At 58.0% G+C, this 25,584-nt stretch carries 26 protein-coding genes and 1 tRNA gene; 17 read left to right on the top strand and 10 right to left on the bottom strand.

Translation table 11 applies throughout. The features are described from left to right. Window positions 1-2: 2 nt before the first annotated feature. From pgsA to FDP08_RS01655, 4 genes are all read right to left on the bottom strand, one after another. On the bottom strand, window positions 3-560 hold the full coding sequence (pgsA, locus tag FDP08_RS01670; protein ID WP_137434309.1) for a CDP-diacylglycerol--glycerol-3-phosphate 3-phosphatidyltransferase: 558 nt from the start codon (window positions 558-560) through the stop codon (window positions 3-5). A gap of 7 nt (window positions 561-567) precedes the next feature. Next, a complete protein-coding gene (uvrC, locus tag FDP08_RS01665) occupies window positions 568-2,445 on the bottom strand; it encodes an excinuclease ABC subunit UvrC (protein ID WP_137434308.1) in 1,878 nt (625 codons plus the stop codon). Continuing rightward, window positions 2,429-3,094, bottom strand: a complete 666-nt coding sequence (gene uvrY, locus FDP08_RS01660) for a UvrY/SirA/GacA family response regulator transcription factor (RefSeq protein WP_137434307.1) — start codon at window positions 3,092-3,094, stop codon at window positions 2,429-2,431. Before uvrY ends, uvrC begins: the two co-directional genes overlap by 17 nt. Before the next feature lie 94 nt (window positions 3,095-3,188). After that, on the bottom strand, window positions 3,189-3,449 hold the full coding sequence (locus tag FDP08_RS01655; protein WP_137434306.1) for a YheU family protein: 261 nt from the start codon (window positions 3,447-3,449) through the stop codon (window positions 3,189-3,191). 118 nt (window positions 3,450-3,567) lie between these two features. Here FDP08_RS01655 and FDP08_RS01650 point away from each other — a divergent pair, with 118 nt between their 5' ends. The 6 genes from FDP08_RS01650 to FDP08_RS01625 all read left to right on the top strand — a co-directional run bounded on the left by FDP08_RS01650 (window position 3,568) and on the right by FDP08_RS01625 (window position 7,605). Next, window positions 3,568-4,272: an AzlC family ABC transporter permease gene (locus FDP08_RS01650; protein ID WP_137434305.1), complete on the top strand. Its 705-nt coding sequence runs from the start codon at window positions 3,568-3,570 to the stop codon at window positions 4,270-4,272. Beyond that, window positions 4,265-4,603: a branched-chain amino acid transporter permease gene (locus FDP08_RS01645; protein ID WP_137434304.1), complete on the top strand. Its 339-nt coding sequence runs from the start codon at window positions 4,265-4,267 to the stop codon at window positions 4,601-4,603. Before FDP08_RS01650 ends, FDP08_RS01645 begins: the two co-directional genes overlap by 8 nt. Before the next feature lie 3 nt (window positions 4,604-4,606). Beyond that, complete coding sequence (locus tag FDP08_RS01640) at window positions 4,607-5,206, top strand: DUF938 domain-containing protein (protein ID WP_137434303.1); 600 nt, start codon at window positions 4,607-4,609, stop codon at window positions 5,204-5,206. Between the two features lie 30 nt (window positions 5,207-5,236). Then, on the top strand, window positions 5,237-5,512 hold the full coding sequence (locus tag FDP08_RS01635) for an acylphosphatase (RefSeq protein ID WP_137434302.1): 276 nt from the start codon (window positions 5,237-5,239) through the stop codon (window positions 5,510-5,512). 11 nt (window positions 5,513-5,523) lie between these two features. Next, window positions 5,524-6,471 carry an AEC family transporter gene (locus FDP08_RS01630; RefSeq protein ID WP_137434301.1) on the top strand — a complete coding sequence of 316 codons (948 nt, stop codon included), beginning with the start codon at window positions 5,524-5,526 and terminating at the stop codon, window positions 6,469-6,471. 117 nt (window positions 6,472-6,588) lie between these two features. Next, window positions 6,589-7,605 (top strand): sensor domain-containing diguanylate cyclase, encoded by a 1,017-nt coding sequence (locus tag FDP08_RS01625; protein WP_137434300.1) that lies wholly within the window; start codon window positions 6,589-6,591, stop codon window positions 7,603-7,605. A gap of 168 nt (window positions 7,606-7,773) precedes the next feature. Here FDP08_RS01625 and FDP08_RS01620 read toward each other — a convergent pair. Beyond that, window positions 7,774-7,864: transfer RNA gene (locus tag FDP08_RS01620), tRNA-Ser, on the bottom strand. Window positions 7,865-8,147: 283 nt separating this feature from the next. Between FDP08_RS01620 and FDP08_RS01615 the strand changes: the two genes are divergently transcribed. The 3 genes from FDP08_RS01615 to FDP08_RS01605 all read left to right on the top strand — a co-directional run bounded on the left by FDP08_RS01615 (window position 8,148) and on the right by FDP08_RS01605 (window position 12,705). Continuing rightward, window positions 8,148-11,426, top strand: coding sequence for a carboxyl transferase domain-containing protein (locus FDP08_RS01615; RefSeq protein ID WP_137434299.1), 3,279 nt, complete (start codon window positions 8,148-8,150; stop codon window positions 11,424-11,426). Window positions 11,427-11,509: 83 nt separating this feature from the next. Then, the gene (locus FDP08_RS01610) at window positions 11,510-12,040 is read left to right on the top strand and encodes an isochorismatase family protein (protein ID WP_137434298.1); all 531 of its coding nucleotides are present in this window, start codon (window positions 11,510-11,512) and stop codon (window positions 12,038-12,040) included. 14 nt (window positions 12,041-12,054) lie between these two features. After that, window positions 12,055-12,705: a cupin domain-containing protein gene (locus FDP08_RS01605; protein WP_137434297.1), complete on the top strand. Its 651-nt coding sequence runs from the start codon at window positions 12,055-12,057 to the stop codon at window positions 12,703-12,705. 22 nt (window positions 12,706-12,727) lie between these two features. On the opposite strand, the gene FDP08_RS01600 is transcribed toward FDP08_RS01605, so the two are convergent. Then, window positions 12,728-13,174 (bottom strand): lipocalin family protein, encoded by a 447-nt coding sequence (locus FDP08_RS01600; RefSeq protein ID WP_345789439.1) that lies wholly within the window; start codon window positions 13,172-13,174, stop codon window positions 12,728-12,730. 654 nt (window positions 13,175-13,828) lie between these two features. Here FDP08_RS01600 and FDP08_RS01595 point away from each other — a divergent pair. Together FDP08_RS01595 and FDP08_RS01590 are read left to right on the top strand one after the other, a co-directional pair. Continuing rightward, window positions 13,829-14,890 carry a Glu/Leu/Phe/Val family dehydrogenase gene (locus FDP08_RS01595; RefSeq protein ID WP_137434295.1) on the top strand — a complete coding sequence of 354 codons (1,062 nt, stop codon included), beginning with the start codon at window positions 13,829-13,831 and terminating at the stop codon, window positions 14,888-14,890. Window positions 14,891-14,954: 64 nt separating this feature from the next. Further along, entirely contained in the window at window positions 14,955-16,361 is a 1,407-nt protein-coding gene (locus FDP08_RS01590) for a sodium-dependent transporter (protein ID WP_137434294.1), read from the top strand. Between the two features lie 50 nt (window positions 16,362-16,411). Here the strand turns inward: FDP08_RS01590 and FDP08_RS01585 are convergent, their stop codons facing one another. Genes FDP08_RS01585 through FDP08_RS01575 form a run of 3 tightly spaced genes read right to left on the bottom strand, consistent with a single transcriptional unit; the run spans window position 16,412 to window position 19,408 of the window. Beyond that, window positions 16,412-17,599 (bottom strand): MFS transporter, encoded by a 1,188-nt coding sequence (locus FDP08_RS01585; protein ID WP_137434293.1) that lies wholly within the window; start codon window positions 17,597-17,599, stop codon window positions 16,412-16,414. Between the two features lie 9 nt (window positions 17,600-17,608). Then, window positions 17,609-18,436 (bottom strand): CheR family methyltransferase, encoded by an 828-nt coding sequence (locus FDP08_RS01580; protein ID WP_137434292.1) that lies wholly within the window; start codon window positions 18,434-18,436, stop codon window positions 17,609-17,611. Between the two features lie 39 nt (window positions 18,437-18,475). Beyond that, entirely contained in the window at window positions 18,476-19,408 is a 933-nt protein-coding gene (locus FDP08_RS01575) for a chemotaxis protein CheV (RefSeq protein WP_137434291.1), read from the bottom strand. Window positions 19,409-19,605: 197 nt separating this feature from the next. Between FDP08_RS01575 and flgA the strand changes: the two genes are divergently transcribed. The 3 genes from flgA to FDP08_RS01560 all read left to right on the top strand — a co-directional run bounded on the left by flgA (window position 19,606) and on the right by FDP08_RS01560 (window position 21,299). Continuing rightward, window positions 19,606-20,310 (top strand): flagellar basal body P-ring formation chaperone FlgA, encoded by a 705-nt coding sequence (gene flgA, locus FDP08_RS01570; RefSeq protein ID WP_137434290.1) that lies wholly within the window; start codon window positions 19,606-19,608, stop codon window positions 20,308-20,310. A 184-nt stretch (window positions 20,311-20,494) separates the two neighbouring features. Beyond that, the gene (gene flgM, locus FDP08_RS01565) at window positions 20,495-20,821 is read left to right on the top strand and encodes a flagellar biosynthesis anti-sigma factor FlgM (protein ID WP_137434289.1); all 327 of its coding nucleotides are present in this window, start codon (window positions 20,495-20,497) and stop codon (window positions 20,819-20,821) included. A gap of 7 nt (window positions 20,822-20,828) precedes the next feature. Beyond that, entirely contained in the window at window positions 20,829-21,299 is a 471-nt protein-coding gene (locus tag FDP08_RS01560) for a flagella synthesis protein FlgN (protein ID WP_137434288.1), read from the top strand. Between the two features lie 28 nt (window positions 21,300-21,327). On the opposite strand, the gene FDP08_RS01555 is transcribed toward FDP08_RS01560, so the two are convergent. Beyond that, window positions 21,328-22,074: a cyclic di-GMP-binding domain-containing protein, MshE-related gene (locus FDP08_RS01555; RefSeq protein WP_137434287.1), complete on the bottom strand. Its 747-nt coding sequence runs from the start codon at window positions 22,072-22,074 to the stop codon at window positions 21,328-21,330. Between the two features lie 217 nt (window positions 22,075-22,291). Here FDP08_RS01555 and FDP08_RS01550 point away from each other — a divergent pair, with 217 nt between their 5' ends. The 3 genes from FDP08_RS01550 to FDP08_RS01540 all read left to right on the top strand — a co-directional run bounded on the left by FDP08_RS01550 (window position 22,292) and on the right by FDP08_RS01540 (window position 25,583). After that, window positions 22,292-22,909 carry a peptidylprolyl isomerase gene (locus FDP08_RS01550; RefSeq protein ID WP_137434286.1) on the top strand — a complete coding sequence of 206 codons (618 nt, stop codon included), beginning with the start codon at window positions 22,292-22,294 and terminating at the stop codon, window positions 22,907-22,909. A gap of 67 nt (window positions 22,910-22,976) precedes the next feature. Beyond that, window positions 22,977-24,890, top strand: coding sequence for a bifunctional tRNA (5-methylaminomethyl-2-thiouridine)(34)-methyltransferase MnmC2/FAD-dependent 5-carboxymethylaminomethyl-2-thiouridine(34) oxidoreductase MnmC1 (gene mnmC / locus FDP08_RS01545; RefSeq protein ID WP_170978949.1), 1,914 nt, complete (start codon window positions 22,977-22,979; stop codon window positions 24,888-24,890). A gap of 60 nt (window positions 24,891-24,950) precedes the next feature. Then, the gene (locus FDP08_RS01540; protein WP_137434284.1) at window positions 24,951-25,583 is read left to right on the top strand and encodes a CBS domain-containing protein; all 633 of its coding nucleotides are present in this window, start codon (window positions 24,951-24,953) and stop codon (window positions 25,581-25,583) included. Window position 25,584 lies beyond the last annotated feature (1 nt).

Raw genomic sequence — 25,584 nt, 5'->3', positions numbered from 1 at the left:
TGTCAGTCGGCTTGCTTCTCGGGAAACAGGTCTGGCCAGGCGGCCTTGAGGTAGAGAACCATTGACCAGAGGGTCAGCACGGCCGCCACATACAGCAATACCGTTCCCACGTGGTTCCAGACGACACCTGGCGGGAACGCCAGCAACATGATAATCGCCACCATCTGTGCCGTGGTTTTGATTTTACCGATATAGGATACCGCGACACTCCCCCGGCTACCGATTTCCGCCATCCATTCCCGCAGTGCCGAGATCACGATCTCGCGACCAATAATCACCGTGGCCGGGATGGTAAGGATAAAACTGGCATGGGATTCAATAAGCACTGTCAAAGCAACCGCAACCATCAGCTTGTCCGCAACCGGGTCCAGAAAGGCTCCGAAGGGAGTGCTCTGGTCCAGCTTTCTCGCCAGATACCCGTCCAGCCAGTCCGTAGCCGCAGCCAGGCCAAAAATACCGGCGCTGACAAGGTAGCTCCAGTAGGCCGGCAGGTAATAGATGATCACGAAAACCGGGATCATCAGGATGCGGGAAAGAGTGAGGATATTGGGTAGATTCATGCTGTCCCTATTCGTCATGCAGTACTGCGTAGATGGTTTCGGCAAGGTTCCTGCTGATTCCCTGAACCTTGGACATTTCGTCAACGCTGGCCTTGCGAAGCTCCTGAATACCACCGAAGTAACGAATCAGGTCACGGCGCCGCTTGGGCCCGACCCCCTCGATACCTTCAAGGGTAGACTGTCGGCGCTTCTTGTCACGCCTCGCCCGGTGGCCGGTAATCGCAAAGCGATGTGACTCGTCCCGGATATGCTGGATAAGGTGCAGTGCCGGGGAGTCTGCCGGCACCCGGTACAGGTCTCCGGTCAGGGCATCAATCAACTGCTCCATACCCGCACGCCGCGTCACACCCTTGGCCACACCGATCAGGGGAATATCCGTAACACCAAGCTCATCAAACACTTCCCGGGCAATGTTCAACTGGCCCTTACCACCGTCAATGAACACCAGGTCCGGGCGCTTGCCCTCGCCTGCCACCATGCGCTTGTATCGCCGTGTCAGTACCTGGCGCATGGCGCCATAGTCATCCCCGGCAGTAACGCCTTCGATATTGTAAAGTCGGTAGTCGCTCTTCAGCGGCCCATTCTCGTCGAAAACCACGCAGGATGCGACCGTGTTTTCACCATGGCTATGGCTGATATCGAAACATTCCATGCGGGACGGGGTTTCCGCCAGCTCGAGCAGGTCCCGCAGGGCCAGCAGGCGGCGGTACACGGTTTCTTTACTGGCCAGATGTGACAGCAGGGTCTGGCGGGCATTGGTCATAGCCAGCTCAAGCCAGCGCCGGCGTTCGCCCCGCACATTCTTGCGGACCCGGGTATCGCGACCGGCGGATTCCGTCAGCGCCTGTGACAACAGTTCCTGCCCTTCCACATCCACCGGCACCAGGATATCGGGTGGGATTTCACGCCGCGTGCTGCCACCGAAGTAGTACTGCCCCAGGAACGCGCTCAACAGCTCGCCTTCCGACTGCTCGATACTGTATCGGGGGAAATAATCCTTGGTGCCCAGCACCCGGCCACCGCGCACGATAATGACCACAATACAGACCACCCCGGCATCCTGGGCAATGGCGACAACGTCCGCATCACCACCTTCACCGTCGACGCTCTGCTGTTCCTGTACGTGGCGGAGGTGGTTGATCTGATCCCGGTAGGCAGCGGCTTTCTCGAACTCGAGATTCTTCGACGCTGTTTCCATGGCTGCCATCAGGTCCTGCAGGATCGCGGGGTTCTTGCCTTCGAGGAACATGGTGGCGTGACGCATGTCCTCCCGGTAGTCCTCCGGCGAAATGAACTCCACACAGGGGGCCGTGCACCGGTTGATCTGATATTGCAGGCAGGGGCGCGTCCGGTTTCTGAAATAGCTTTCACTACAGGATCTTATGCGGAATATCTTCTGTAGAATGTTAAGACTTTCCTTGACCGCCCCGGAACTTGGAAAGGGCCCGTACCAGGTGCCGCCACCCTTTTTCGTGCGCCCCCGACGGAACGTCAGCGACGGGTAATCGTCGTGTGATGACAGATAGATATAGGGGTAGGATTTATCATCCCGCAGCAGGATATTGTAGGGCGGCCGCAGGGATTTGATCAGGTTCTGTTCAAGCAGCAGCGCTTCGGTTTCGCTGCTGGTGATGGTCACTTCGATTGAGTTTATCCGGGAAACCAGCGCCTCGGTTTTCGGGGCCAGGCCGGACTTGCGAAAGTAACTGGTAACGCGCTTTTTGAGGTTGCGGGCCTTGCCCACATACAGCACGTTGCCGCTGGCGTCGTACATGCGGTATACGCCAGGCCTTTCGGTCAGTTGTTTCAGGAAGCTTTTGGTGTCGAACTCCCTTCCATTCTCTGCCTCGGCAGTACCAGCTGGAGAGTCAGGCCCTGTCGGCATCAAGCAACCCGAGCCTGACCGCCATCAGCGCCAACTCAACATCACTGGAAATTTCCAGCTTCTCGAAAATCCGATAGCGGTAGCTGTTTACGGTTTTGGGGCTGAGACAAAGCTTGTCGGAAATGTCCTGCACTTTCTGGCAGTCCACCACCATCAGGGCAATCTGCATTTCCCGCTCGGACAGCCGGTCAAAGAGCGTTAGCTCGCCATCCTCGTCCCGTGCATCACCACCCCCAAGCTGTTTGAGCGCCATCTTCTGGGCAATCTCGGGGCTGATATAGCGCTGTCCGGAATGAGCCATGCGAATCGCCCGCACCATTTCCTTGATGTCAGCACCCTTGGTGATATAAGCCGAAGCACCGGCCTGCATAACCCGTGTGGGGTAAGGGTCATCCGCGCAGGCAGTCACGACAATGACACGAATGGCGTCATCAATACGCAGAATACGGCGCGTCGCCTCCAGCCCGCCAATACCCGGCATACGGATATCCATCAAAACGATGTCCGGGCTGTCTTTGCGCACAAAATCAATCGCTTCCTCACCTGAGGAGGCTTCGCCGATGACGTCAATGTCCGGGTTGTCGGCCAGCATCCGGCTAATACCGGACCTGACCAGTTCATGGTCGTCTACAACCAATACCCTGATCAAAACTCACCTCGCACGCGGCTTAGTATGGGAATTGTGGAATTGTACCGTTTAAGGGTGCCCGGCGGTAGGTGCATCCACCAATACCGGGCCCTTGTCACACGGTTTTTCCCGGTCCGCCCAGGCTTGCCGTGTTCTCAACCGGGTCAAACCAGACCACCAGGTCCCGGCGCCGGACCGCAGATTTCACACGCTCCCGCTCTGCCATGGGGTTCTCGGTATCATTGAGCCCGTGATAGCGGGTGCAGTACTCGTCAACGAGCCCGTCAAGCTGGTCGTCCGAAAGCAGTTCCGTGTCTACCACGAATTTCTCTTCCCGGGGATCCGGCTGGGGCTCCTGCCCTGTTTCGTCGGTCATTTATCTGCTCTGCCTCAAACACCCGATGGTAATGGGTTTGAAGCAGATGTAGAAGGCCTGACTTCTCAACACCGGCGGGATTCTCTATCATGCCCTGCTTTCCGTTGTCCGGGGCCCTATGAATCAGTCCGTTTTCCGCCTGACACTGCCTATCCTGTTCGGCTACCTGCCTCTGGGCATGGCCTTTGGTGTGCTGTTTACCACCCAGCTGGATTATCCCTGGTGGGCGGCCCCGGCCATGGGCATCCTTATCTACGCAGGTGCCGGGCAGATTCTTGCGGTCAGCCTGCTGGCAGCCCAGGCCGGGTTGCTGGAAGTGTTCATTGCCATGTTTGTGCTGAATGCCCGCCACCTGTTCTACGGGCTGTCCCTGCTGGGCCAGTTTCATGGCGCCGGCTGGCGCAAGGCCTACCTGATTTTTGGCCTGACTGACGAAACCTATTCCCTGCTGACCAGCCGCGCACGGTCGGCGGACCGGCATCACGAGCAGGCGGTGGATTTTCGCATCACGTTCTTTAACCAGTGCTACTGGGTAGTGGGCTGTGCCCTCGGGGCGCTTCTGGGTGCCAACGTGGCGTTCAACAGCAGCGGTATCGAATTCGCGCTGGTGGCACTGTTCATCGTCCTCACCATCGAACAGTACAAAGCGCTTGCGGATGCCTTTCCGGTGATCGCCGGGGCTGCTGCTGCAGCACTCGCGATTCTTGTACTGCCTGAGGCGCATCAACTGATCGGAGCCATTGTGGTGGTCAGCGTGGTATTGCTGATTCAGTATCGCAAGCTTCGCCACAGCGCGGGTGCGGGGGGTGCCGACCATGGCTGATACCGGTTATCTGGCAGGATTTATCGCGGTGGCAGCGGTTGCCACTTTCCTGACCCGGGTGATTCCGTTCCTGTTCTTCCAGAGGCACACTGAACACCCACTTGTCAGGCACCTTGGCCGTTACCTGCCTGCAGCGGTCATGGCCCTGCTGGCAACTGTGTTTCTTCAGCGCTCCGCCACATGGAACAGTTCTCTGCCGGGGTTGGATGCGTTGTTACCCGCCATTCTGGTGGTCGTCGTTCACCTTTGGCGCCGCAACGCGCTTTTATCCATCGCCTCTGGCACCATAGCCTATATGGCGATACTGCAACTGGACCTGATACAGGTGTAAATTATGGCGCTCGACAAGCCTTTCTCCCAGGCCTGCGAAAACAACAAGCAGCCTATTCTCGATTGCATCAGGGAGACGTTCACCAGCCCGGGAACAATACTGGAAATCGGCAGCGGTACCGGCCAGCATGCGGTCCATTTCGCGGCGGCACTGCCCCATCTGGTGTGGCAGCCCAGCGACCGCCCTGGTGCGAGCCAGCACTGTCTTGGCTGGATCAGAGATTCTGACCTAGCCAACATCCGGCCGCCGGTAGAACTGGATGTAGCGTCAGGAAGCTGGCCAGTAGACAGCATCGATGGCGCCTACTCGGCAAACACCGCTCACATCATGGCATGGGAAGAAGTCGAGGCGATGTTCTCCGGCCTCGTAAAGCGAATGGACACAGAGGCGCCGTTTTGCCTTTACGGCCCGTTCAGCTACGGTGGAACGCATACCAGCGACAGCAATCGTCAGTTCGACCGGCACCTTCGCACCCAGGCACCACACATGGGCATCCGCGATATGGATGACCTGCTGAAACTGGCTGATCGGACGGGTTTCCGGCTGGAAAGTGATAACCCGTTGCCGGCCAACAATCGATTGCTGGTGTGGCGTAAACTGTAAATAGTCATGGGACAAAGGGAGGATCAGGCCATGAGCCATCAGAGACTGTCAATGCTGATCAGCGGCAAGGTGCAGGGTGTTTTTTACCGCGCCTCGGCAGCTGAAAAAGCCTCCGAACTCGGCGTGACGGGCTACGCGAAAAACCTGCCTGACGGGCGTGTGGAACTGGTAGCCGAGGGCCCGCAGCCAGCACTGGATTCCCTCAGGCAATGGTGTAACGACGGACCACCCGCAGCAGACGTAGACAGGGTCGACGCCACCGAAAGCCCGGCTACTGGTGAATTCACCAGTTTCGAGACCCGGTAACCACCAACAGGATGGCGCTCCTCGACACCTTTCTACATACCCTCGAGATCACCCTGCCGGTATTCGCCATGGTGTTTATCGGCCTGGGCCTCAGGCGCCTTGGCTGGATAGACGCCACCTTCATCAATACCGCTTCCGCGCTGGTCTTCCGCGCCACCCTGCCTACACTGATATTTCTCAGCATTGTAAGGGCAGACCTTGATACAACACTCAACCCTGCCCTGCTGGGGTTTTTCGCTATTGCCACGGTGGCCAGCTTCCTCTTCTGCTGGCTCTGGTCCCTGCGGGCTGTGCCGCCGGCAGATCGGGGCGTTTACGTTCAGGGCGCGTTCCGGGGTAACTGCGGCATTGTCGGCCTGGCCCTGGCCGCCAGCCTCTACGGCGACTACGGCCTCTCTGCCGGCGGTCTCCTTCTCGGTGTGGTGATCATTTCCTACAACACTCTGTCGGTGATTGTGCTGACCACCTACCAGCCAGGGCAAGCGGCCAGTTGGGGGCGCATCCTGGGTGACATCCTCCGCAACCCCCTGATACTTGCAGTTGTGGTTGCCGTTCCGTTCGCCTGGTCCGGCCTGGGCTTGCCGGACTGGCTGATGACGACAGGTGACTATTTCGCCTCCCTCACCCTGCCGCTGGCGTTGATGTGCATTGGTGGCACGCTGTCCCTGAGCGCCATGCGCAGCGACCGCAAACTGGCCATCAGCGCCAGCGTCCTGAAAATGATTACCCTGCCCGTGCTGTGCACACTGGCGGCCTGGCTGGCCGGATTCGAAGGTCGGGAGCTCGGGCTGATGTTCCTGTTCTTTGCCAGCCCCACAGCGGCAGCCAGCTTTGTCATGGTCAAAGCGCTGGGTGGCAATGATCGCCTGGCCGCTAATATCGTCGCGCTGACTACTCTTATGGCCAGCGTGACGGTGACTATCGGCGTCTTTGTACTGCGTACCGCAGGCGTTGCCTGACTGGCTGTGGCCCCACCTACCAATGCATCTCTTATAAATAGCATTTACAATGCGAAATAAGGTTAGAGAACTGATCGAGGCCATAGGCTGGAATTCGAACGGCACAGAGTAAAAGTAATGAATAACGTTTTGAAGAAACTGGCAGTCGCTGTCTCTGAAGATGATGACCTCGAGACACTGGTCCAGTCACTACTGGAACTCCTTGAGACGGTTACAGGGCTGGAATCCACTTTTCTGACACATATTGATATGGCGACCGGTGTCCAGAGAATCGTGTTTGCCCGCAACAGCAAAGAGCTGAGTATCCCCGAGGGGCTTACGGTTCCCTGGGGTGACACCCTTTGCAAGCGTGCACTTGATGAAGGCCAGATGTACTCAGACAATGTCAGACATCTGTGGGGAGATTCAGAGGCCGCAAAAGCTCTGGGGCTCACGACGTACATCAGTGAGCCGGTGCACATTGGCGACAATGAACTGTACGGCACTCTGTGCGGCGCCAGCAGACAGAAAGTGCAGGTATCAAAGGACGCACAGCGGTTGCTCGCCATGTTCAGCCGTCTCATCGCTCGCCAACTGGAAAGGGATCAGTTGCTTGCAACGCTCAGGCGCGAACATATAACACTCCAGGAGTTCGCCCTCTCCGATCCGCTCACCGGTATTCCCAACCGTCGCGCGATGGATGCCGAGCTTAAACGGTCACTGGCTAACGCAGACCGTGCCAACAGCCTCATTCACCTGGCTTTTATTGATCTGGATGGCTTCAAATCCATTAACGACAATTACGGACACGATGCCGGTGACCGGTTCTTGATTGAGATGTCGAAAACAATCAAAGCCGGCCTTCGCGAAGGCGATTTCATGGCGCGCATCGGAGGCGATGAGTTTGTCGTGTTCGGTAGCGCCTTTTCAGGTGATTACGAAGGAAGCCGAACGGCAATTAGGGCACGGCTTGAGGATCTGAGCAAAGGAACCTTTTTCCTCGGCACCACCAGCATCGACTATGGAGGGGCCAGTATTGGAGTCGTGACGTCAGACCCCGGGATGAAAAATCCAGAAGCGTTGTTGGCTCGAGCGGATGAGGCGATGTATCTGGCGAAGAAGGCCAGGCGAAAGGACACTGCTGGGAGGAAATAGAGGGAGGGATTATTCGGCACTCCGTGCCTCACCCCTTCGGGGCCGTCGTCGCGTTGCTCCGACGTTCCTCAGCCTGCAGCGCAGGCTTCGGTCAAACCCGCGAGGGTTCTTCTTACCCTACCAATCGGCCAATAAAAAACCCCAGCAAATTTTGCTGGGGTTTTGTGTTGGCGGAGAGGGAGGGATTCGAACCCTCGAAACGCTATTAACGTTTACACACTTTCCAGGCGTGCGCCTTCAGCCACTCGGCCACCTCTCCAATACTCTTTAAATAAACCGTTCCAAATCAGCAACGTCGTCGCTCATTTGAGGGCGCAAACTCTAATGGTTTTATCCCGGTTTGGCAACTCCAATTTTCAAATCGTGTGTCGAAGCCTTTGGGCAGCGGGAGTGTCATTCTGCCACCACGTCGATGATGAATCGCTTAAGCCATCAATACCGTTGATATTCCGCAATAAGTAAAGATCACTTCAAGCCCTGGCAGGACCGGTCTAGGCTATTGTGTTGCTTCGAACAATAATTTCCAGAGGATACCCTGATCCATGCCCTTCCAACGCCTGCTGATTGCCAATCGTGGTGAAATTGCCATCCGTGTTGCACAAGCTGCGGCTGAACTGGATATACCGACGGTGGCGGTTTACGCAACGGATGACGCCCAGTCACTGCACATACGAAAAGCGGACGTTGCGGTGGCCCTCAACCAAACCGGACCAGCAGCCTACCTGAACGGGGAGCAACTGCTCAGCATTGCCAGAGAGTATCACTGTGATGCCATCCACCCGGGTTACGGGTTTCTCAGTGAGAGTGCGGAATTTGCAAGGCTGTGTGAAAAGGCCGGCATCTTCTTTATCGGGCCTTCTCCGGCGGTGCTCGATGTCTTTGGCGACAAGGCAAGCGCCCGCCAGCTGGCAAAGAAGCACGGGGTACCACTTATTCATGGTACGAACGAACCCACCAGCCTCGAGTCAGCCAGCGCCTTCATGGAATCCCTAGGCGAAGGCGGGGCCGTTATGCTCAAGGCAATCGCCGGTGGCGGCGGGAGGGGCATGAGGCCGGTCCATTCACCTGAGGAACTGGAGCCAGCATTCCACCGCTGCCGGTCGGAGGCGTCAGCGGCCTTTGGTAATGGCGATCTTTACGTCGAGCAGCTGATTCCCGGGGCCCGACACATTGAAGTTCAGATTATCGGTGACGGCACGGACGTCACGCACCTGTGGGAACGGGACTGCACCCTGCAAAGGCGCAATCAGAAAGTCATGGAAATGGCGCCGGCTCCCGGTCTTGCAACGGCCCTGCGCGATCAGTTGTTGGCCGATGCGGAAATGCTGACCCGCGCAGTCGGCTATCGCGGACTCTGTACCATCGAGTTCCTGGTGGACACACGAGCCGGCCAGTACGTATTCCTGGAAGCGAATCCCCGTGTGCAGGTCGAGCACACGATCACCGAAGCCATTACCGGGCTGGATCTGGTGCAACTCCAGATCCGCGTTGCTGCCGGCATGACCCTCGCTGAAGCCGGACTTGCCAGCGTACCGGTACCCAGGGGCCAGGCGATTCAGTTGCGGATCAACCTCGAAACCATGGCAGGTGATGGCAATGCCCGGCCCGCGGGCGGGCGAATAGAAGCCTACGAACCACCCAGCGGCCCGGGCATAAGGGTCGACGGTTATGGCTACAGCGGTTACAGCACCAGCCCGGCCTATGACTCCCTGTTGGCGAAACTGATCGTCCATTCCGAAGGCAGCTACACGACCCTGCTCCGCCTCGCCTATCGCGCCCTGTGCGAATTCCGACTCGAGGGCGTTCCCAGCAATATCCCGTTCCTGCAGAACCTGCTTCAACACAATCAGGTCCAGCAGAACAACCTGACTACCAGGTTTATCGACACCCATGCGAAGGAACTACTCCCGGATGAAGCCGGTTCTCATCCCGATCTGTACTTCCGTGAAACAGGCCCGGCCGAAGCAGCTCAATCAGCCATGCCCGCCGGGCCGGAGGGTTCGGATCCGATAACATCTCCGGCCCAGGGCATTGTGGTCAGTATCGACGTGGAAAGTGGACAGGTCGTTGTTGAGGGACAACAGGTTGCCGTGCTGGAAGCCATGAAAATGGAGTTCGTGATCAGGGCCGGGCAAAGCGGGCGCGTGGTTGCGCTGGCCGCTTCCGCTGGCGATGCTGTTTACGAAGACCATCCACTGCTGTTTATCGAACCGGAGGAGGTCACCGCGACGGAAATTGTCACGGAAGAATCCGTGGATCTCGACCACATCCGTCAGGACCTGCATCAGGTTCTTGCAATCCACGACCAGCTTACTGATGAAAAACGGCCCCACGCTGTGGCAAAACGCCGTAAAACCGGCCAGAGAACCGCCCGCGAGAACCTGGCGGACTTGCTGGATGATGGCAGTTTCATGGAATACGGTGCCCTGGCCCTTGCCGCTCAGAGCACCCGCCGCAGCCCTGAGGAACTGCAGGCCCTCAGCCCGGCGGACGGACTGGTCGCCGGTATCGGCACGGTCAACGGTCAACAGTTCGGCCCTGAAGTAGCCCGTTGCATGGCCATGAGCTACGACTACACCGTATTCGCCGGCACCCAGGGTGTTATGAACCACAAGAAAACCGACCGCATGCTGGAGCTGGCGGAAAAGCAGCGACTACCCCTGGTGTTTTTCACAGAAGGCGGAGGTGGGCGGCCCGGCGATGTGGACTGGGTAGGCGTGGCGGGGCTGGATTGCACCACTTTTATGCGCATGGCCCGGCTCAGCGGGACTGTGCCGCTGATCGGTATTGCCTCCGGCCGCTGTTTCGCGGGCAATGCGGCCCTGCTGGGGTGTTGCGACGTCATTATTGCCACCGAAAATGCCACCATCGGCATGGCAGGCCCGGCAATGATTGAAGGCGGTGGACTGGGTAGATTCATGCCCGAGGAAGTCGGCCCGGTCTCGACCCAAAGCCGCAACGGTGTGGTTGATATTGTCGCCCGGGACGAGGCAGATGCCACCCGAATCGCCAAACAATACCTGGCCTGTTTCCAGGGTGACATTGCCCCGGGTGAAGCCAAGGATCAGCGGAAGCTGCGGCACCTGATTCCGGAAAACCGCCTGCGTGTCTACGACATCCACACAGTAATCGACACCTTGGCAGACCGGGGTTCAGTGATTGAACTGCGCAAACACTTCGCACCGGGGATGATTACCGCACTGGTTCGCATCCACGGCAATGCTTTCGGGTTGATCGCCAACAACCCCATGCATCTGGGCGGTGCCATTGACGCTGTCGCCGCAGACAAGGCCGCCCATTTCATGCAGCTGTGCGATGCCCACGGCCTGCCCCTGCTCTCCCTGTGCGACACGCCTGGCTTCATGGTAGGCCCTGATGCAGAAAAACAGGCGACCGTGCGCCATGTGTCACGCATGTTCGTCACCGCCGCCAGCATGACCGTGCCCTTCTTCACCGTGGTGTTACGCAAAGGCTACGGCCTGGGCGCCCAGGCCATGGCCGCTGGCAGTTTCCATGCCCCGATGTTTACCATCGGCTGGCCCAGCAGTGAATTCGGGGCCATGGGGCTGGAGGGAGCGGTGCGTCTGGGCTTTGCCAGGGAGTTGGCGGCCGTCGAGAACGAACAAGAGCGCAAAGCCCTGTTCGACAAACTCGTAGGACAACTCTACGAGCGTGGCAAAGGGGTCAGTATGGCAAGCTTCCTGGAAATCGATGCCGTGATTGATCCTGCCGATACCCGGGACTGGCTGATCAGGGGCCTCAACTCTGTTGATCCGGAATCTTTGCGCGGCCTTGCCCGGCCGATGATTGATACCTGGTAGGCCAGCTGCCGCAGCAACCGTCTGCGGGTTTGTGCGATACTGGAAAAAGACCATAACCCGCCTGCCTCGGGAAGGAGACTGTTATGCTGATGAACGCCGAACAATCAACACTGGTGCTGATAGACCTTCAGAAAAAACTGATGCCTGTGATCAGCCAGGGCGACTCGGTATTGTTCGAAAGTGCCAGGCTCGCTCGTATCGCCAGACTTATGGACGTGCCCGTTATTGCCACGGAACAGATTCCGGAAAAACTGGGACACAACGATGACGAAATTGCCGGCCTCGCCGACCAGACCGTAACCAAGATTCACTTCGATGCCTGCGGTGGCGGTTTGGTGGACGCCATCCCCGATGACCGGAAACAGGTCATCATTGGTGGTTGCGAGGCTCACGTCTGCCTGCTGCAAACTGCCCTGTCACTGTTGGCCGCCGGTTTCGGCGTATGGGTGGTGGAGAACGCAACCGGCTCCCGTCATGACAACGACCGCGACGCGGCCCTGGAGCGCCTGCAGCAGGCAGGAGCCACCATCGTTACCGTGGAAATGGTCGCCTTCGAGTGGATGCAGCATTGTGAACACCCTGCTTTCCGTGAGATTCAGAAGCTGATCAAATAGAGGCCGGAGTTCCTATGCTCAACATGGATTTCAACCAGAGAATCGTCATTCAGAGCGCCAGCCAGGAGTGGATTCCCAGCCCGGCCGGTGGGGTGCTCCGTAAACCCCTGGCGCGTGAGGAAGCTGAACGTGGCCACGCCACCAGCATTGTCCGGTATGAGCCAGGCGCCAGTTTCAAGCGCCATGAACACCCCCTGGGTGAAGAAATTCTGGTTCTTGAGGGGGTGTTCTCCGATGAGACGGGTGATTATGGCAAAGGGTTTTACCTGCGCAACCCACCCGGCAGCGGCCATGCCCCGTTCAGCGAGAAAGGCTGCGTTCTGTTTGTGAAGCTCCATCAGTTCGATGAGCGCGACACCGCCACCGTGCGCATCGATACCAACACCGCCGAGTGGTTGCCAGGCATTGGTGGCCTCGAGGTGATGCCCCTGCATGAGTTCGAACACGAGCACGTGGCGCTGGTGAAATGGCCTGCAAAGGAAAAGTTCCAGCCCCACCGGCACTTCGGTGGCGAGGAGATACTGGTGCTATCGGGCGAGTTCTGTGACGAGAACGGACGCTACCCCGCCGGTACCTGGATGCGAAGCCCGCACATGAGCCAGCACCACCCCTTTGTCGACGAAGAAACGGTGATCTGGGTGAAAACCGGCCACCTTCCCGTCTGATTGCTGACGGTGCCCTGAAGGTTTACCGGTTGCGGCTCTGATCAACAACAATCAGCTCTTCAAGATCGAAGCCTTTTTCTGTCGCCACCGTTCTGAATTCCGCCAGGGCCTCGTCGCTCACGCTGGGCGTCTTGGACAGAAACCAGAGATAATCCCGGTCGTACCCGGTGATGTAGGCGTAGCGGTAGTCCTCATCAAGCTCGAAGACTACGTAAGATGCGTAAAAGGGGCCGAAAAACGAGACTTTCAGGTGCCCGTTGTTCTCCTCATCCACAAAAACGGCGCGGCCTTCCGCTTCCTCCCACTGCTCGTCCTCCTCCGAATAACCCCGATTGATCACGCGGATGCTGCCATCGTCCTGAAGTGAATAGTCAGCCGTTACGTTGGACAAGCCTTCCTCAAAAGAATGATCCAGGCGCGCGATCTCATACCAGGTGCCCTTATAGCGCTCTACATCCAGATGACTCACCGGTTCAATTCCATCGGGTACTCCAGTGCATCCAGCGACCAGGAGAACAGCCGAAATGATCAAGCATTTTGAAACAGGCATAAAGGGGTTTCCTGAAGGAGGTAAAAGCCGGATTCTGCCGCCAGTTCCGGCCAACCTGAAAATTTACGTTTACGTAAAGTAGAGCTATCTGATTGTTACCGTTAAACTTTTCAAATTCACTGAAAAATGTGTGATTTCCAACCATTGACGAGGGTGGAAAAGCTATCTAGTCTTTTTTCCGTCGGGCCTCAAAAGGGCCCCACCCGATGAAATCATGCCTGCCGGCCAACCCGCCGGGGCACAACAACAAAACGACCACGAACGCCGTGATCCGGCCTGGTGGAAGAGGATTTCAGTATGTCACCGGTAAATCAGTCCCTGATGATGGGCTTTCCTGCCCGTATCCTGCAACTCTCGATTACATCCTTCTTTACGCGTCCTGCTTTTGCTTCACGATCGAGTCGATCGAACCAGCTGCCAAGTGCCCTCTTTGCGCGATTAGCGCAGCCTCAATCTGGCATTTGACCGGTCCGTCACCCGTCACCAATCCAGTTTCGGCTGTGTCCGCCATCAGCGCAGGCATCCGCAACCAGGGTGGCTCCCTATGCAAACGCGTTAGAAGGAACCTGAACAATGACTGTATTTACGCATCCTGAATTCGACAAGCACGAACACCTCACTTTCTGCTGCGACCCTGAAACGGGCCTGCGCGCCATCATTGCCGTCCACAACACAGCCCGCGGCCCTGCCCTTGGCGGTTGCCGCATGTTCCCCTATGCCAGCGACGAAGAGGCACTCCGTGATGTATTGAGATTGTCGCGGGGCATGACTTACAAGTCCGCTCTCGCCAATCTCAACCTGGGTGGTGGCAAATCAGTGATCATTGGCGATCCTCGCCAGCACAAAACCGAAGCCCTGCTGGAATCCATGGGACGCTTTCTGGAGCAGCTTGGTGGACTCTACATTGCAGCGGAAGACTCCGGCACCAGTGTGGCCGACCTGAAAATCATGGGCCGCCAGACCTCCAATGTCGCGGGAATAAAGGAGCGTCCCGGGTTCGATGGCCGACCAAGCAATGGTGACCCGTCTCCCGCCACGGCCTGGGGTACCTTTGTAGGCCTACAGGCAGCAGTAAAACACAAACTCGGTCGCAGTGACCTTGAAGGTCTGACAGTCGCTGTCCAGGGCATTGGCAATGTGGGTTATCGCCTCGCCCGGCATCTCACTGAAGCCGGCGCAAAACTGTGGGTGTATGACACCCATCAGGATCAGATGGACCGGGCAGTGGCTGAACTCGGCGCCACACCGGCCACCGCAGAGGAAATCCTGTACCTGCCGGTGGATGTGGTGGCGCCCTGTGCCATGGGCGCAGTGCTGAATGACCAATCCATTGCAAAGCTTCAGGCCCCCATCGTTGCCGGCGCTGCCAACAACCAGCTGGCCAGCCCGCGTCACGACGAGGTGCTTTGGAAACATGGCGTGCTCTACGCACCGGATTTCGTGATCAACGCCGGTGGCATCATCGACGTCTACTACGAGCGCACCGGCCCGGATCCGGATGCGGTCCGGAAGCACGTGGACACCATCGGAGACACGCTGCAGGAAATTTTCGAGCGGTCACACCGCGACGGTTTGCCCACCGGACAGATCGCCAACCAGCTGGCAGAGGAACGATTCAGACATATATCCCGTTGATGGCGGCGGTCACGCTGCTATCTCTCATTCCCCCGAAAACAAAAACAGTAACCAGGAGAATACAATGAGTAATGCTTCTTCATCCTCCTCCGGCGGTGCCATGGACAAGGCAGCAGCCGCGCGTGGGCTCTGGTCTTCGCGCCTTGCCTTTATTCTGGCGGCCACCGGTTCTGCGGTAGGCCTTGGTAATATCTGGAAGTTCCCCTACATCACCGGTGAGAACGGTGGTGGCGCCTTTGTTCTTGTTTACCTGCTGTGCATCGCCGCCGTTGGCGTGCCGATCATGATGGCCGAGGTCCTGATCGGCCGCCGTGGTGGCCATAGCCCCGTCAACAGCATGCGGGCCATCACCAGGCAGGAAGGCCTGAAGCCGGCATGGAGCTGGGTGGCCGCCATCGGCGTATTGGCCGGGTTCCTGATCCTGTCGTTTTATTCGGTGATTGGTGGCTGGGCCATCTCCTATGTGGGCACCGCCGCCACCGGGCAACTCGCGGGCCAGAGTGCCGAATCCATCGGTGCGATCTTCACGGGACTGCTGGGCGATCCCATGAAGCTGCTGATGTGGCACACCCTGTTCATGGCACTGGTCATGGTCGTGGTTGCTCGCGGGGTTCGTTCCGGGCTGGAGCGGGCCGTGAGTATCCTGATGCCGGCACTGTTCGTGCTGCTGCTCATCGTTGTCGGCTACGCCATGACTACCGGCCATTTCGGTCAGGCGGTAAGCTTCCTGTTCCAGCCGGACTTCTCCAAACTTACCACCTCCGGTGTCCTCGTGGCCCTGGGTCATGCCTTTTTCACACTCAGCCTGGGCATGGGCATCATGATGGCTTACGGCTCTTACCTGCCGAAAAACATCTCCATCGCCAAAACCTCTGTCGCTGTCTCGGTGATGGACACCATGGTGGCTCTGCTGGCCGGACTGGCAATTTTCCCGATTGTCTTCGCCAACGGTCTTGAGCCGGGTGCGGGCCCGGGGCTGATCTTCCAGACCCTGCCGCTGGCGTTCGGCCAGATGCCCATGGGCAGCCTGTTTGGCACGCTGTTCTTTGTGTTGCTGATTTTCGCCGCCTGGACGTCCGGTATTTCGTTGCTGGAACCGCTGGTGGAATGGCTCGAGGAACAGAAAGGCATGAACCGTACCCTCAGCACGCTTGGCGCAGGCATCGCCTGCTGGCTGCTGGGCATCGCCTCGATACTGTCACTGAACCTGTGGTCTGATGTGACACCACTGGGCATGTTCGCAATGTTCGAAGGTAAGACCATCTTCGATCTGCTGGACTTCCTGACCGCCAGCATCCTGTTGCCGCTTGGCGGACTGCTGGTAGCGGTATTTGTCGGCTGGTTCCTGTCTCGCAATGCCCTGGAGGAGGAGCTGTCCATGTCACCGGGGGGCTTTACCGTCTGGTATCGGGTGCTGCGTTATTTCACACCGATCGCCGTGGCCATCGTGTTCATCTACAACCTGGTTTGATCGCCAGCGGGTGCTGGCGCTCTGACCGAGCGTCGGCGCCCCCTTCCCTGCTATTCTGGCAACCCGGTCGGTGCCCGACGGCCCATCAGCCATATTGCCATCAGTACACCATGGAGCACCAGGAAGGGCACGGCAATCAGTAACAACCCGGTCCAGTGGAACGCCGCCAATACCGCACCGGCACTCAGTGCCGCCGTTGCCTGTGAACCGAACACCATCAGGTCATTCAGCCCCTGTACCCGGAAACGCTCTTCATCCTGATACCCCTTCGGCAGTAACGTGGTGCCACCCACAAACAGGAAATTCCAGCCAATACCGAGCAGGATCAAAGCCGACAGATAATGATGGAACGTGATCCCGCTGAAGGCCAGCACCACACATCCGAGATACGCCAGTAACCCCAGCGCCATCATTCGTGGAATCCCCACAACCCGGATCAACCACCCGCTGACCAGCGATGGCAGGTACATGGCCATGATGTGAAGCTGGATAACCCGTTTGGCATCCTCGAGCGGATGACTGGCTATTTCAGTCATACTCAGGGGAGTTGCCGTCATGATAAAGCTCATGATCGCGTAACCGACAGCAGCAGCACTGATCGCAGCCCAGATGACGGGCTGTTTCAGAATGGCGGTCATGGGGCGACCGCCACCGACTGCGGCCCCACGCACGTGTTCTCCGCTGGCACGATAACCGAACGTCAGTACGACCATGGCCAGCACCTGAACCGCACCCAGGGCAAGCCATCCGCCCATGAAGGGGTACTGGGCCTGCCCGCCACCACCGGCCAGTGCAATTTCAGGTCCCAGCCAGGCCGCTACCAACCCGCCCAGCAGCACTCTGGCTGCAGCGGAACCCGCCATGTCGGAGGACACCGATTCCATGGCCGCAAAACGATACTGATGCACCACGGCCAGCCCTGTTCCGCCCACCACGGCCGCCACACACAGCAACGGAAAACTGGCTGTCCAGGCTGCCAGTGCACCCAGGCTGCCCGCAAGGGTTCCGGCCAGGGTGCCCAGCAGCATCACCGGCTTGCGTCCGATACGTTCCATCAACCAGGTAGCAGGTTTGATTGCCAGCACAGTGCCCACAACCACCAGCCCCACCGGCAGAGTCGCCAGTTCCGGTGAGGGTGCCAGCAGGCGGCCGTGAATACTTCCGATAAATACAATGAAAGGCGCTGTACACATGGCAAGCGCCTGGGCGGCGACCAGTATCCATACATTGAGGGGCATAGGACGGACCTATTTCTTCCGGTAGATGATCCCGGGGTGGCACTGCACCATTTCATAGAGGTGAGGCAGCCCGTTCAGCGATTCGGACGCTCCCAGTATCAGGTAGCCCCCGGGATTGAGGGTGGCATGAATACGGGTCAAAATGTCTTTTTTCAATTCTGCCGAAAAGTAGATCAGCACGTTTCGGCACATCACGATATCGAACTTGCCAAGCATGTAGCGCTCAAGCAGGTTCAGTTCCCGGAACTCGACCATGCTTTTGATTTGCGGCCGGATCTGCCAACTACCATTCATGGCCGGGGTAAAGAACTGCTTTTGCCGTTCGGGCGACAGGCCGCGGCCAATGGCAATCATCTCGTATTCGCCACGGCGAGCCACTTCCAGCACGCTTTTGGAGATATCGGTGGCGGTGATTTTCACATCCCGTAGCTTACCCGGCCGCTGGCGCCGGAACTCTTCGGTAATCATGGCCACGGAATAAGGTTCCTGGCCGGTCGAACAGGCCGCAGACCAGATGCGCAGGGACTGTGCCCCCTTCCGGTCACCGAATTCCGGCAGCAGTTTTTCCTGCAGGATACGGAACGGGTGATTGTCACGGAACCACAGGGTTTCGTTGGTGGTCATCGCATCGATAACCACTTCTTTCAGACTGCTCCGGCCGGAACGCTTCACCCGCTCCAGCAGCTCACCCAGGGTGGTCAGCTTGTTCTCTTCCATGATTCGGCGCAGGCGGCTTTTGACCAGGTACTGCTTGTTCTCCCCGAGCAAAATGCCACACGCATCCTGCAGGAATGTTTTGAAGGCCTCGTATTCCTGTGGCGTTATTTCAGCTTTCATTGGATCTCAATATTGGGTGAGTCGGAAGCGACAGCAACGTCACTGCTCTCGGTCAATAATCTCCATGACTCTTTCCGCCAGTTCATCGGGACTGAATTTGGCCATGAAATCGTCCGCACCTACTTTCTGCACCATGGCCTTGTTGAAGACGCCACTGAGCGAAGTATGCAGCATGATATACACATCCCTGATGGCAGGGTCGTTCTTGCACCTGGTAACCAGAGTGTACCCATCCATTTCCGGCATTTCGACATCCGAGATAATCAGTGACAGGTGGTCTGCCGCACGGGACCCGTCGGCTGTGATTTCCTTAAGGTAGTCGTAAGCCTGCTTGCCATCGTTCCTGGTAACGACTTCCATGCCAATGGCGGTCAGGCATCGTTCAATCTGTCGTCTGGCAACGGACGAATCATCTACCACCAATACCGGCAGGTGGCCCGGTGCACGTTCTGCACTCCTGGTGCGAATGTCCTCGCCCACGTCCTGTTCGAGCGGTGAAACCTCGGAAAGGATTTTCTCCACATCGATGATCTCGACAATTCTGTCATCAATACGGGTCACCGCCGTAAGGTAGCCGTCCGTACCGGCTCCCTTGGGCGGCGGAAGTATGTCTTCCCAGTTCATGTTCACGATGCGATCGACACCGCCGACCAGGAAGCCCTGGGTCTTGCGGTTGTACTCGGTAATGATCACAAAGCAGTTTGCCAACTCTTCCCGGGGAATGCCCGGGAGCCGTATCGACATGGCAAGATCAATGATCGGGATAGTCTCGCCCCGGATATGTGCGACACCACACACCATGGGCCGGCTGTTCGGAAGGGACGACAGTTTCGGGCACTGAAGAACTTCCTTGACCTTGAACACGTTGATGCCATACATCTGCCGGTCACGAAGCCGGAACAGCAGAAGTTCCAGGCGGTTTTGTCCCACCAGCTGCGTACGCTGATTAACACTGTCCAATACCCCTGCCATCGTCTGTTCTCCTGCTCGCAACGATTTGCTGCCGGCACGCATCTTGCTGCGTAGCTGTTATACGTCACCCGGCACGGCTAATGTGCCGGTTTATTGACTCCTGAATGGGCTTAACGGCCGGAATCGGAAATCATTAGGAATTTGCCGATTTTCCAGCCCTTACCCGATTATTGACAGCATAGGACAATCTGCAGCGTATGCGCATCACCATTTTCGTTACCGCTCTGCTAATGTCTGCCAATGCAGAGACCGTGATGGCCTCCAATACCACAGCGGAGCAAATCTATTCCGCGGCCGGGCAGTTCCTGGAGGCATTTGCCGAAAAGCAGGCGGATGAAGGCTTCTCTGTGACCCACGATAGCGGCAAACCGGACGCCCGCCTTTCCCTCGCCACCTGCGACACGCCACTGGACGTATCTTTCAGCGGCGATCCCTGGAAGACCACGCAACCGTCTCTGCTGGTTTCCTGTGAAGGCGACCGGCCCTGGCGCATGTTCCTGCCGGTGTCCGTCACTATCACCGGTAATGCTCTGGTGGCGTCCCGCACGCTTGGCCGGGGGGAGAGACTGACCGAGAGCGCGTTACGCACCGACTCGGTGGTAGTGAACTCGATCCGGCGCGGCGCCATCACCAGCGAGGAGCAACTGATCGGGATGGAAATGCGACGGGGGGTTAACGCTGGCACCGTATTCACCCCCGATCTGCTGCTGACCCCCGCGGCAATAGAGCGGGGAGATCATGTTATTATCAGCGCCCGCAGCGGAAACTTCTCGGTTAACTCCCGCGGAAAGGCCCTGGCCAGTGGTGGCATCGGCGAACAGGTTCTGGTGGAAAACCTGTCTTCATCCCGCACCGTCCGTGCCCGTGTGACGGCACCGGGCCGCGTCGAAATCCCAATGTAAGGCCCGCTGCCACGGCACTCGGTGGCCGCATGGCCGGCAAACATTTGCCGCAGACGGGACAGATGACTGACTTGTAATGTCCACTGTGTAAAAATTTGCTAAAGAAATGTAAAGGCATGCCGATAGACAGGTATGAAACTCGTGGAGCCGCCCACTGCGGCTGATCAGCTAAGCAGGTAACGTTATGTCAGTTGACTTTAATGGAATAGGCCCAGGCCAGGTCAACACCCAGAAAACCACGGCCGACAAATCCTCCGGTGCCCAGCCTGCCCAGCCCTCCACAGGGGAGCAGGCGAAAGCTCAGGCACAGGGTGCCCGGGGAGAGAATGTTAATTTGAGCAGCCAGGCAAAAGACCTGAAGCAGCTTGAACAGAAACTGGGCAACTACCCGGAAATGGACGATGATCGCATCGAACAGATCCGCTCTGCCCTGGAAGACGGCTCCTACAAGATTGATGCCGAGAAACTGGCCCAGAAAATGCTTGAGATGGATGAAAGCATTTTCGGGTGAGTAAATCATGGCCGCAATCGATGAACTGAAAGATCTTCTTGCTGACGATATCCGCCAACTGGAAACACTGGCGGATGTACTCAACCAGGAAAAAGCCTGCCTGTCCGGCTCTGACATCCGCCAGCTTGAATCGCTGACCGGCGATAAGAACAGGTTGCTGGAACGGATCCGGGAAAGTGCAAAACGCAAAATCCGCTTGTTGGTTGCCATGGGCTTTCGCCCCGAAAGTGGCGAACCGTCGCGGTTCATACGCAGCGCGGGGCTGCCGGACCTGCTCGAACTGTGGGAGGACGCTGACCGTCGCCTGCGAAGCTGTCAGGAAATGAACCAGACCAATGGCAGAGTTATCAGCCATCTCCAGAAGCGCCTTTCCCGCCTGACTGATATATTCCGTGGTGTTACCGGACACCAGAAGCTCTACGGAGCCCAGGGCGAACAGAAGGCGGTTTCCTACAGCACCATTCTTGCAAGTGCCTGATCCTGCATGACCATCCAACCCGCTGGCATTAGCGGGTATAGATGGTCATCTGTGAATCCGGGTGAAAACGGATGTTGTCGATGGCGATATTGCCCATGGACGGTCCCTGGGTTCCACTGACACGAATATTGTCCATGCGGATCTGTTCGATCCGCTCCGGAAAGGCCATGCGCAGGCCGCCACTTGCCAGCACTTCATAGCGCGGTTCATCGTCTCGATAGTGCACACCGGTAATAGTCAGATCCGAATCCAGAAAATTCAGCACCGGCACAAACAGGTTGGCGGTCAGTTTCAACCCCTCGATCACATCAGGTTCAACCTCTCCGGCATTACCCTGATCATCACTTACCCCGGCCATGGCCGACACTGTGGCAACCCGGTCCAGTAAGGACGGATCCCCCTGCCCCGTAACCCCGGCCAGCTCGTTATCATTCATCGGCGCAAACCCGGACCGCTCGTAAAGCTGGCCGGCTTCAGAAAGATCACGGGATTCACCCGCATTATTGCCTGCGGCAAAGCTCACCAGAGGCTGGAATGGCAGAACGGCCATGGTGACCAGTGCAGCAGCGTTGCGGTACCGCGACTGGTGCTTCAGAACCCGGTGCAGCTCACGTTCGGTAATCCAGCCGGACTGGACGAACACTTCACCCAATCGCTGGCCGGTTTCATGCTGGAGTCGCAGACCTTCCTCCAACTGACTTTCGGAAAGATAGCCCCGGTTGATCAGCAACCGGCCAAGGCGGGATTTCTCTTCAAAACCCTGACGGATTTTCACGGTATGCCTCCCTGTACTCACTGTGATTGCCGTACAACCCGGCCCGGTCTGGACACATCAGCGCCGCTGACGTGGTAAAAGGTTACTTTATACTCATAAACTCCACATGGTTTCTGGCCGACCTGACCGCCGATATCTGCTAATATCCGCCCTCAGACAGCGGTCATCAGAGTATGGCAGCAAGTGAACCCGGAGCTAACACGTGAGCCATTATAGAATGACAAATCCCGTTAAACCGTTTCGATATGTGATGCAGATCGTTCTCTGTGTAACCCTGTTGCTGGGCATTGCCTCATCACTGTCTGCCCAGGAGCGTCAGAATGAACTGCCGCAGGTGATCATTGAAACCAGCGAGGGTGTGATTGAAGTAACGCTGCGCCCGGACATCGCACCGGCAACCGTTGAGAATTTCCTTACATACGTCCAGAACGGGTTCTACGAAGGCACCATCTTCCACCGGGTTATTCCGGGCTTCATGATCCAGGGTGGCGGCTTTGACGAAAACCTCAGCCGCAAGGAGACCGGTGATCCGGTGCGCAACGAGGCCAGACCAACGGCCAAAAACCTGCGCGGCACCATTGCCATGGCCCGCACCAGCTCGCCGGATTCCGCTACGTCACAGTTCTTCATTAACCTGACCGACAACAGCTTTCTGGATGCCGGTGTTCGCGGCCCTGGCTATGCCGTGTTTGGCAAGGTCACCGGCGGCATGGGCGTTGTAGATGCCATCGCCGGCAAACAAACCGGCCAGTCTCGTGGCATGGCCGATGTGCCAAACGAACCCATCGTTATTCACAGCGTGTCCCAGAGAAAAGCCGACAGTGCTACAGAATAGTGAAAGAGCAGAGAGAAAGCGCGAAAGCGAGAAAGCTGCGAGAGAGTGACAAAACGGTGACAAGACAGTGACCATGGATATCAGGCCCCCCTCCATAGAAACCGCCAACATCGAGTGGCGTGACGGTGTTCCCTGTTCCACACGGTTTGCCGATGTCTATTTCAGCCGTGATGACGGTCTTGAAGAAGCCCGTCACGGCTTTATTGGCCACAATCGGCTGGCTGACAGGTTTTCCAGGGTTCCGGCCGGCAGCGCCTTTGTTATCGCCGAAACGGGTTTTGGCACCGGGCTGAATTTTCTGGCCGCCTGGCAGACCTGGGAAGCATCGAACCCCGGCGACAACGCCTGCCTGCACTTTATTTCCGCTGAACGTTACCCTCTTGACCGCAACGATCTCAGCCAGGCCCTTTCCTTGTGGCCGGAGCTCGAAAACTACGCAGCGGAACTGCTGGAACACTATCCCCCACCGGTCCAGGGCGCTCATCGCCTGGTACTCGCCGGCGGGCGCATCCGGCTGACACTGTTTTTCGGCGATGTGCTGGAAGCCTGGCGCGAACTCGACTTCCAGGCGGATGCGTGGTTTCTCGATGGCTTTGTCCCGGCCAGAAATCCCCGCATGTGGGACGAAGCGGCGATCACAGCACTGAGAAAGCACAGCCGCCCTGGCACCACGATCGCCACTGCCACTTCGGCTGGCGACGTACGCAGGCTGCTGGTGAACGCCGGATTCTCGTTATGGGAAACACCCGGATTCGGCAGCAGGCCGGAGATGCTCGCCGGAGAACTTCCCATGGCCCCGGACGTGCCTGCCCGGGAGTGCTCCACATCCTCCCGCTCCATCGCCATCATTGGAGCAGGCGTAGCCGGTAGCCTGCTGGCTCGCAACCTCGCCGAGCGTGGCCTTGAGGTGACACTGATAGACAAGGCATCGGACGCGGGAACAGCCGCATCCGGCAACTACCAGGGCGCCCTGTACGTGAAGCTCGGCGTGGAGTTCAACGATCAGGCAAAACTTGGACTGAGTTCATTGCTGTTCAGTCAGCGCTATTACGCTCAATCCGGCAGCGATTGCTGGCATCCGACCGGCCTTATCCAACTGGCCTACAGCGACGTGGAAGCAGACCGACAGGCCCGATTCACTGCACGCAACGATTACCCGTCGGCCGTACTCCGCTCCGTCGATGCCACCGAGGCCACCCGATTAGCCGGCATCCCGCTTCAAAGCGGCGGCCTCTGGTTTCCCCACAGTGGCTGGCTGGAGCCAGGCAGGCTGTGCCGCTCGCTGGCAAGCCACCCACGGATACATCGCTGTTTCGGCTTTGATGTACACCGGCTGACTCCCTGCAATGGCAAGTGGCACATCGCAGGAAACGGTGAGCAGGATGTGGTTGCCGACCGGGTGGTGATATGTGCCGGACACCTCAGCCCGAAATTGATACCGCTGCGCAACGAATTCCGCTTCCGGACCATTCGTGGCCAGGTTTCCCATTTACCGGCATCCTCACTTAACAACCCCGCCGTTGTGCTCTGCGGACCGGGATACATCAATCCTGCTTACAAGGGTATAGCGCTGACAGGCGCAAGCTTCGATCTTCACGATCACTCGCCGGGGCTTTCTGCTGAAAGCCACCGCGAAAATCTCTCGATGCTGACGTCCATGGTGCCTGCTGCGCTCAACAGTGCGGCAGAGCAGCCAGACCCAGCGCTGCTTGAGGGAAAAGTGGGATTTCGCTGCACAACCCACGATTACCAGCCGGTGGCCGGCCCCCTCACAGACCCGGCGGGCCGCCCCCTTGAAGGCATCGACCTGTTTACCGGGTTGGGCAGCAAAGGGCTTAGCTACGCGCCACTGCTGGCGGAGTATCTGGCCGACCGGATCACCGACCAGCCACAGTGCCTTCCAGCTTCCCTGGCCCGGCGGGTGGCGACCCAACGCTGCCACAAGCGGGAAATACCGCAATCGGAAACTATTGGCGTCTGAAGGAATCCAACATCCGGCCGATAACCTGAAAAGGCCCTGTTATTACCGGAGCACAGCATTATGTCCATTCATGTCAGTGAGCCCGGCCGCCCGATCGGTACACGCCTTCCGGAGATATTTCGGGGCCGCCGCGTGGGCAACGTCACAGAACTGACGGAATCCCACAACATCGATATCAGCCACAGCGACACCACCGATGCCGAGTTTCAGCAGGCAGCCAGGTCCGGCCGTCATCGTGCGCTTGAGGAATACGGTGCTGCCGCAGCCGGGGAGCCCAAAGAACGGCGAGCGTATCTACCGGTTTCCCAGATCTGCACACCGGCTCTGTTTTCGTTGCCCGCTACCGCCACTGTGGCCGACGCACTGGATACCATGGAAGAAAACGGTATCCATCACATTGTCATTTCCGCCGAGGGCAACGTGGCGGGGCTTGTGGATCTGAGATGGCTGCTGGTCTGGCTGCACCAATCCGGCGCCAATGCTCTGGGTTCCGGTTTTGTGAATATCGAGTTACCCGCGTTCCTCACGGCCTCTCCGGAAACCGATGCACATCAGCTGGCCAGGCTGATGCTCGCCCACCAGCTCAATGCTGCGCTGGTCATCGATGAAACCGGCCAGCCTTCCGGCATTGTAACGAGTACTGATTATCTCCGGCTTTACGCCAGCGCAGGCAGGCACGAGGGCAGCGTGTAGG

Origin of the sequence: Marinobacter panjinensis, assembly GCF_005298175.1 — a bacterium.
GTDB classification, from domain to species: Bacteria; Pseudomonadota; Gammaproteobacteria; order Pseudomonadales; family Oleiphilaceae; genus Marinobacter; species Marinobacter panjinensis.
The sequence above is the reverse complement of the archived record's forward strand: the minus strand, read 5'-3'. Positions and strand labels throughout refer to the sequence as shown.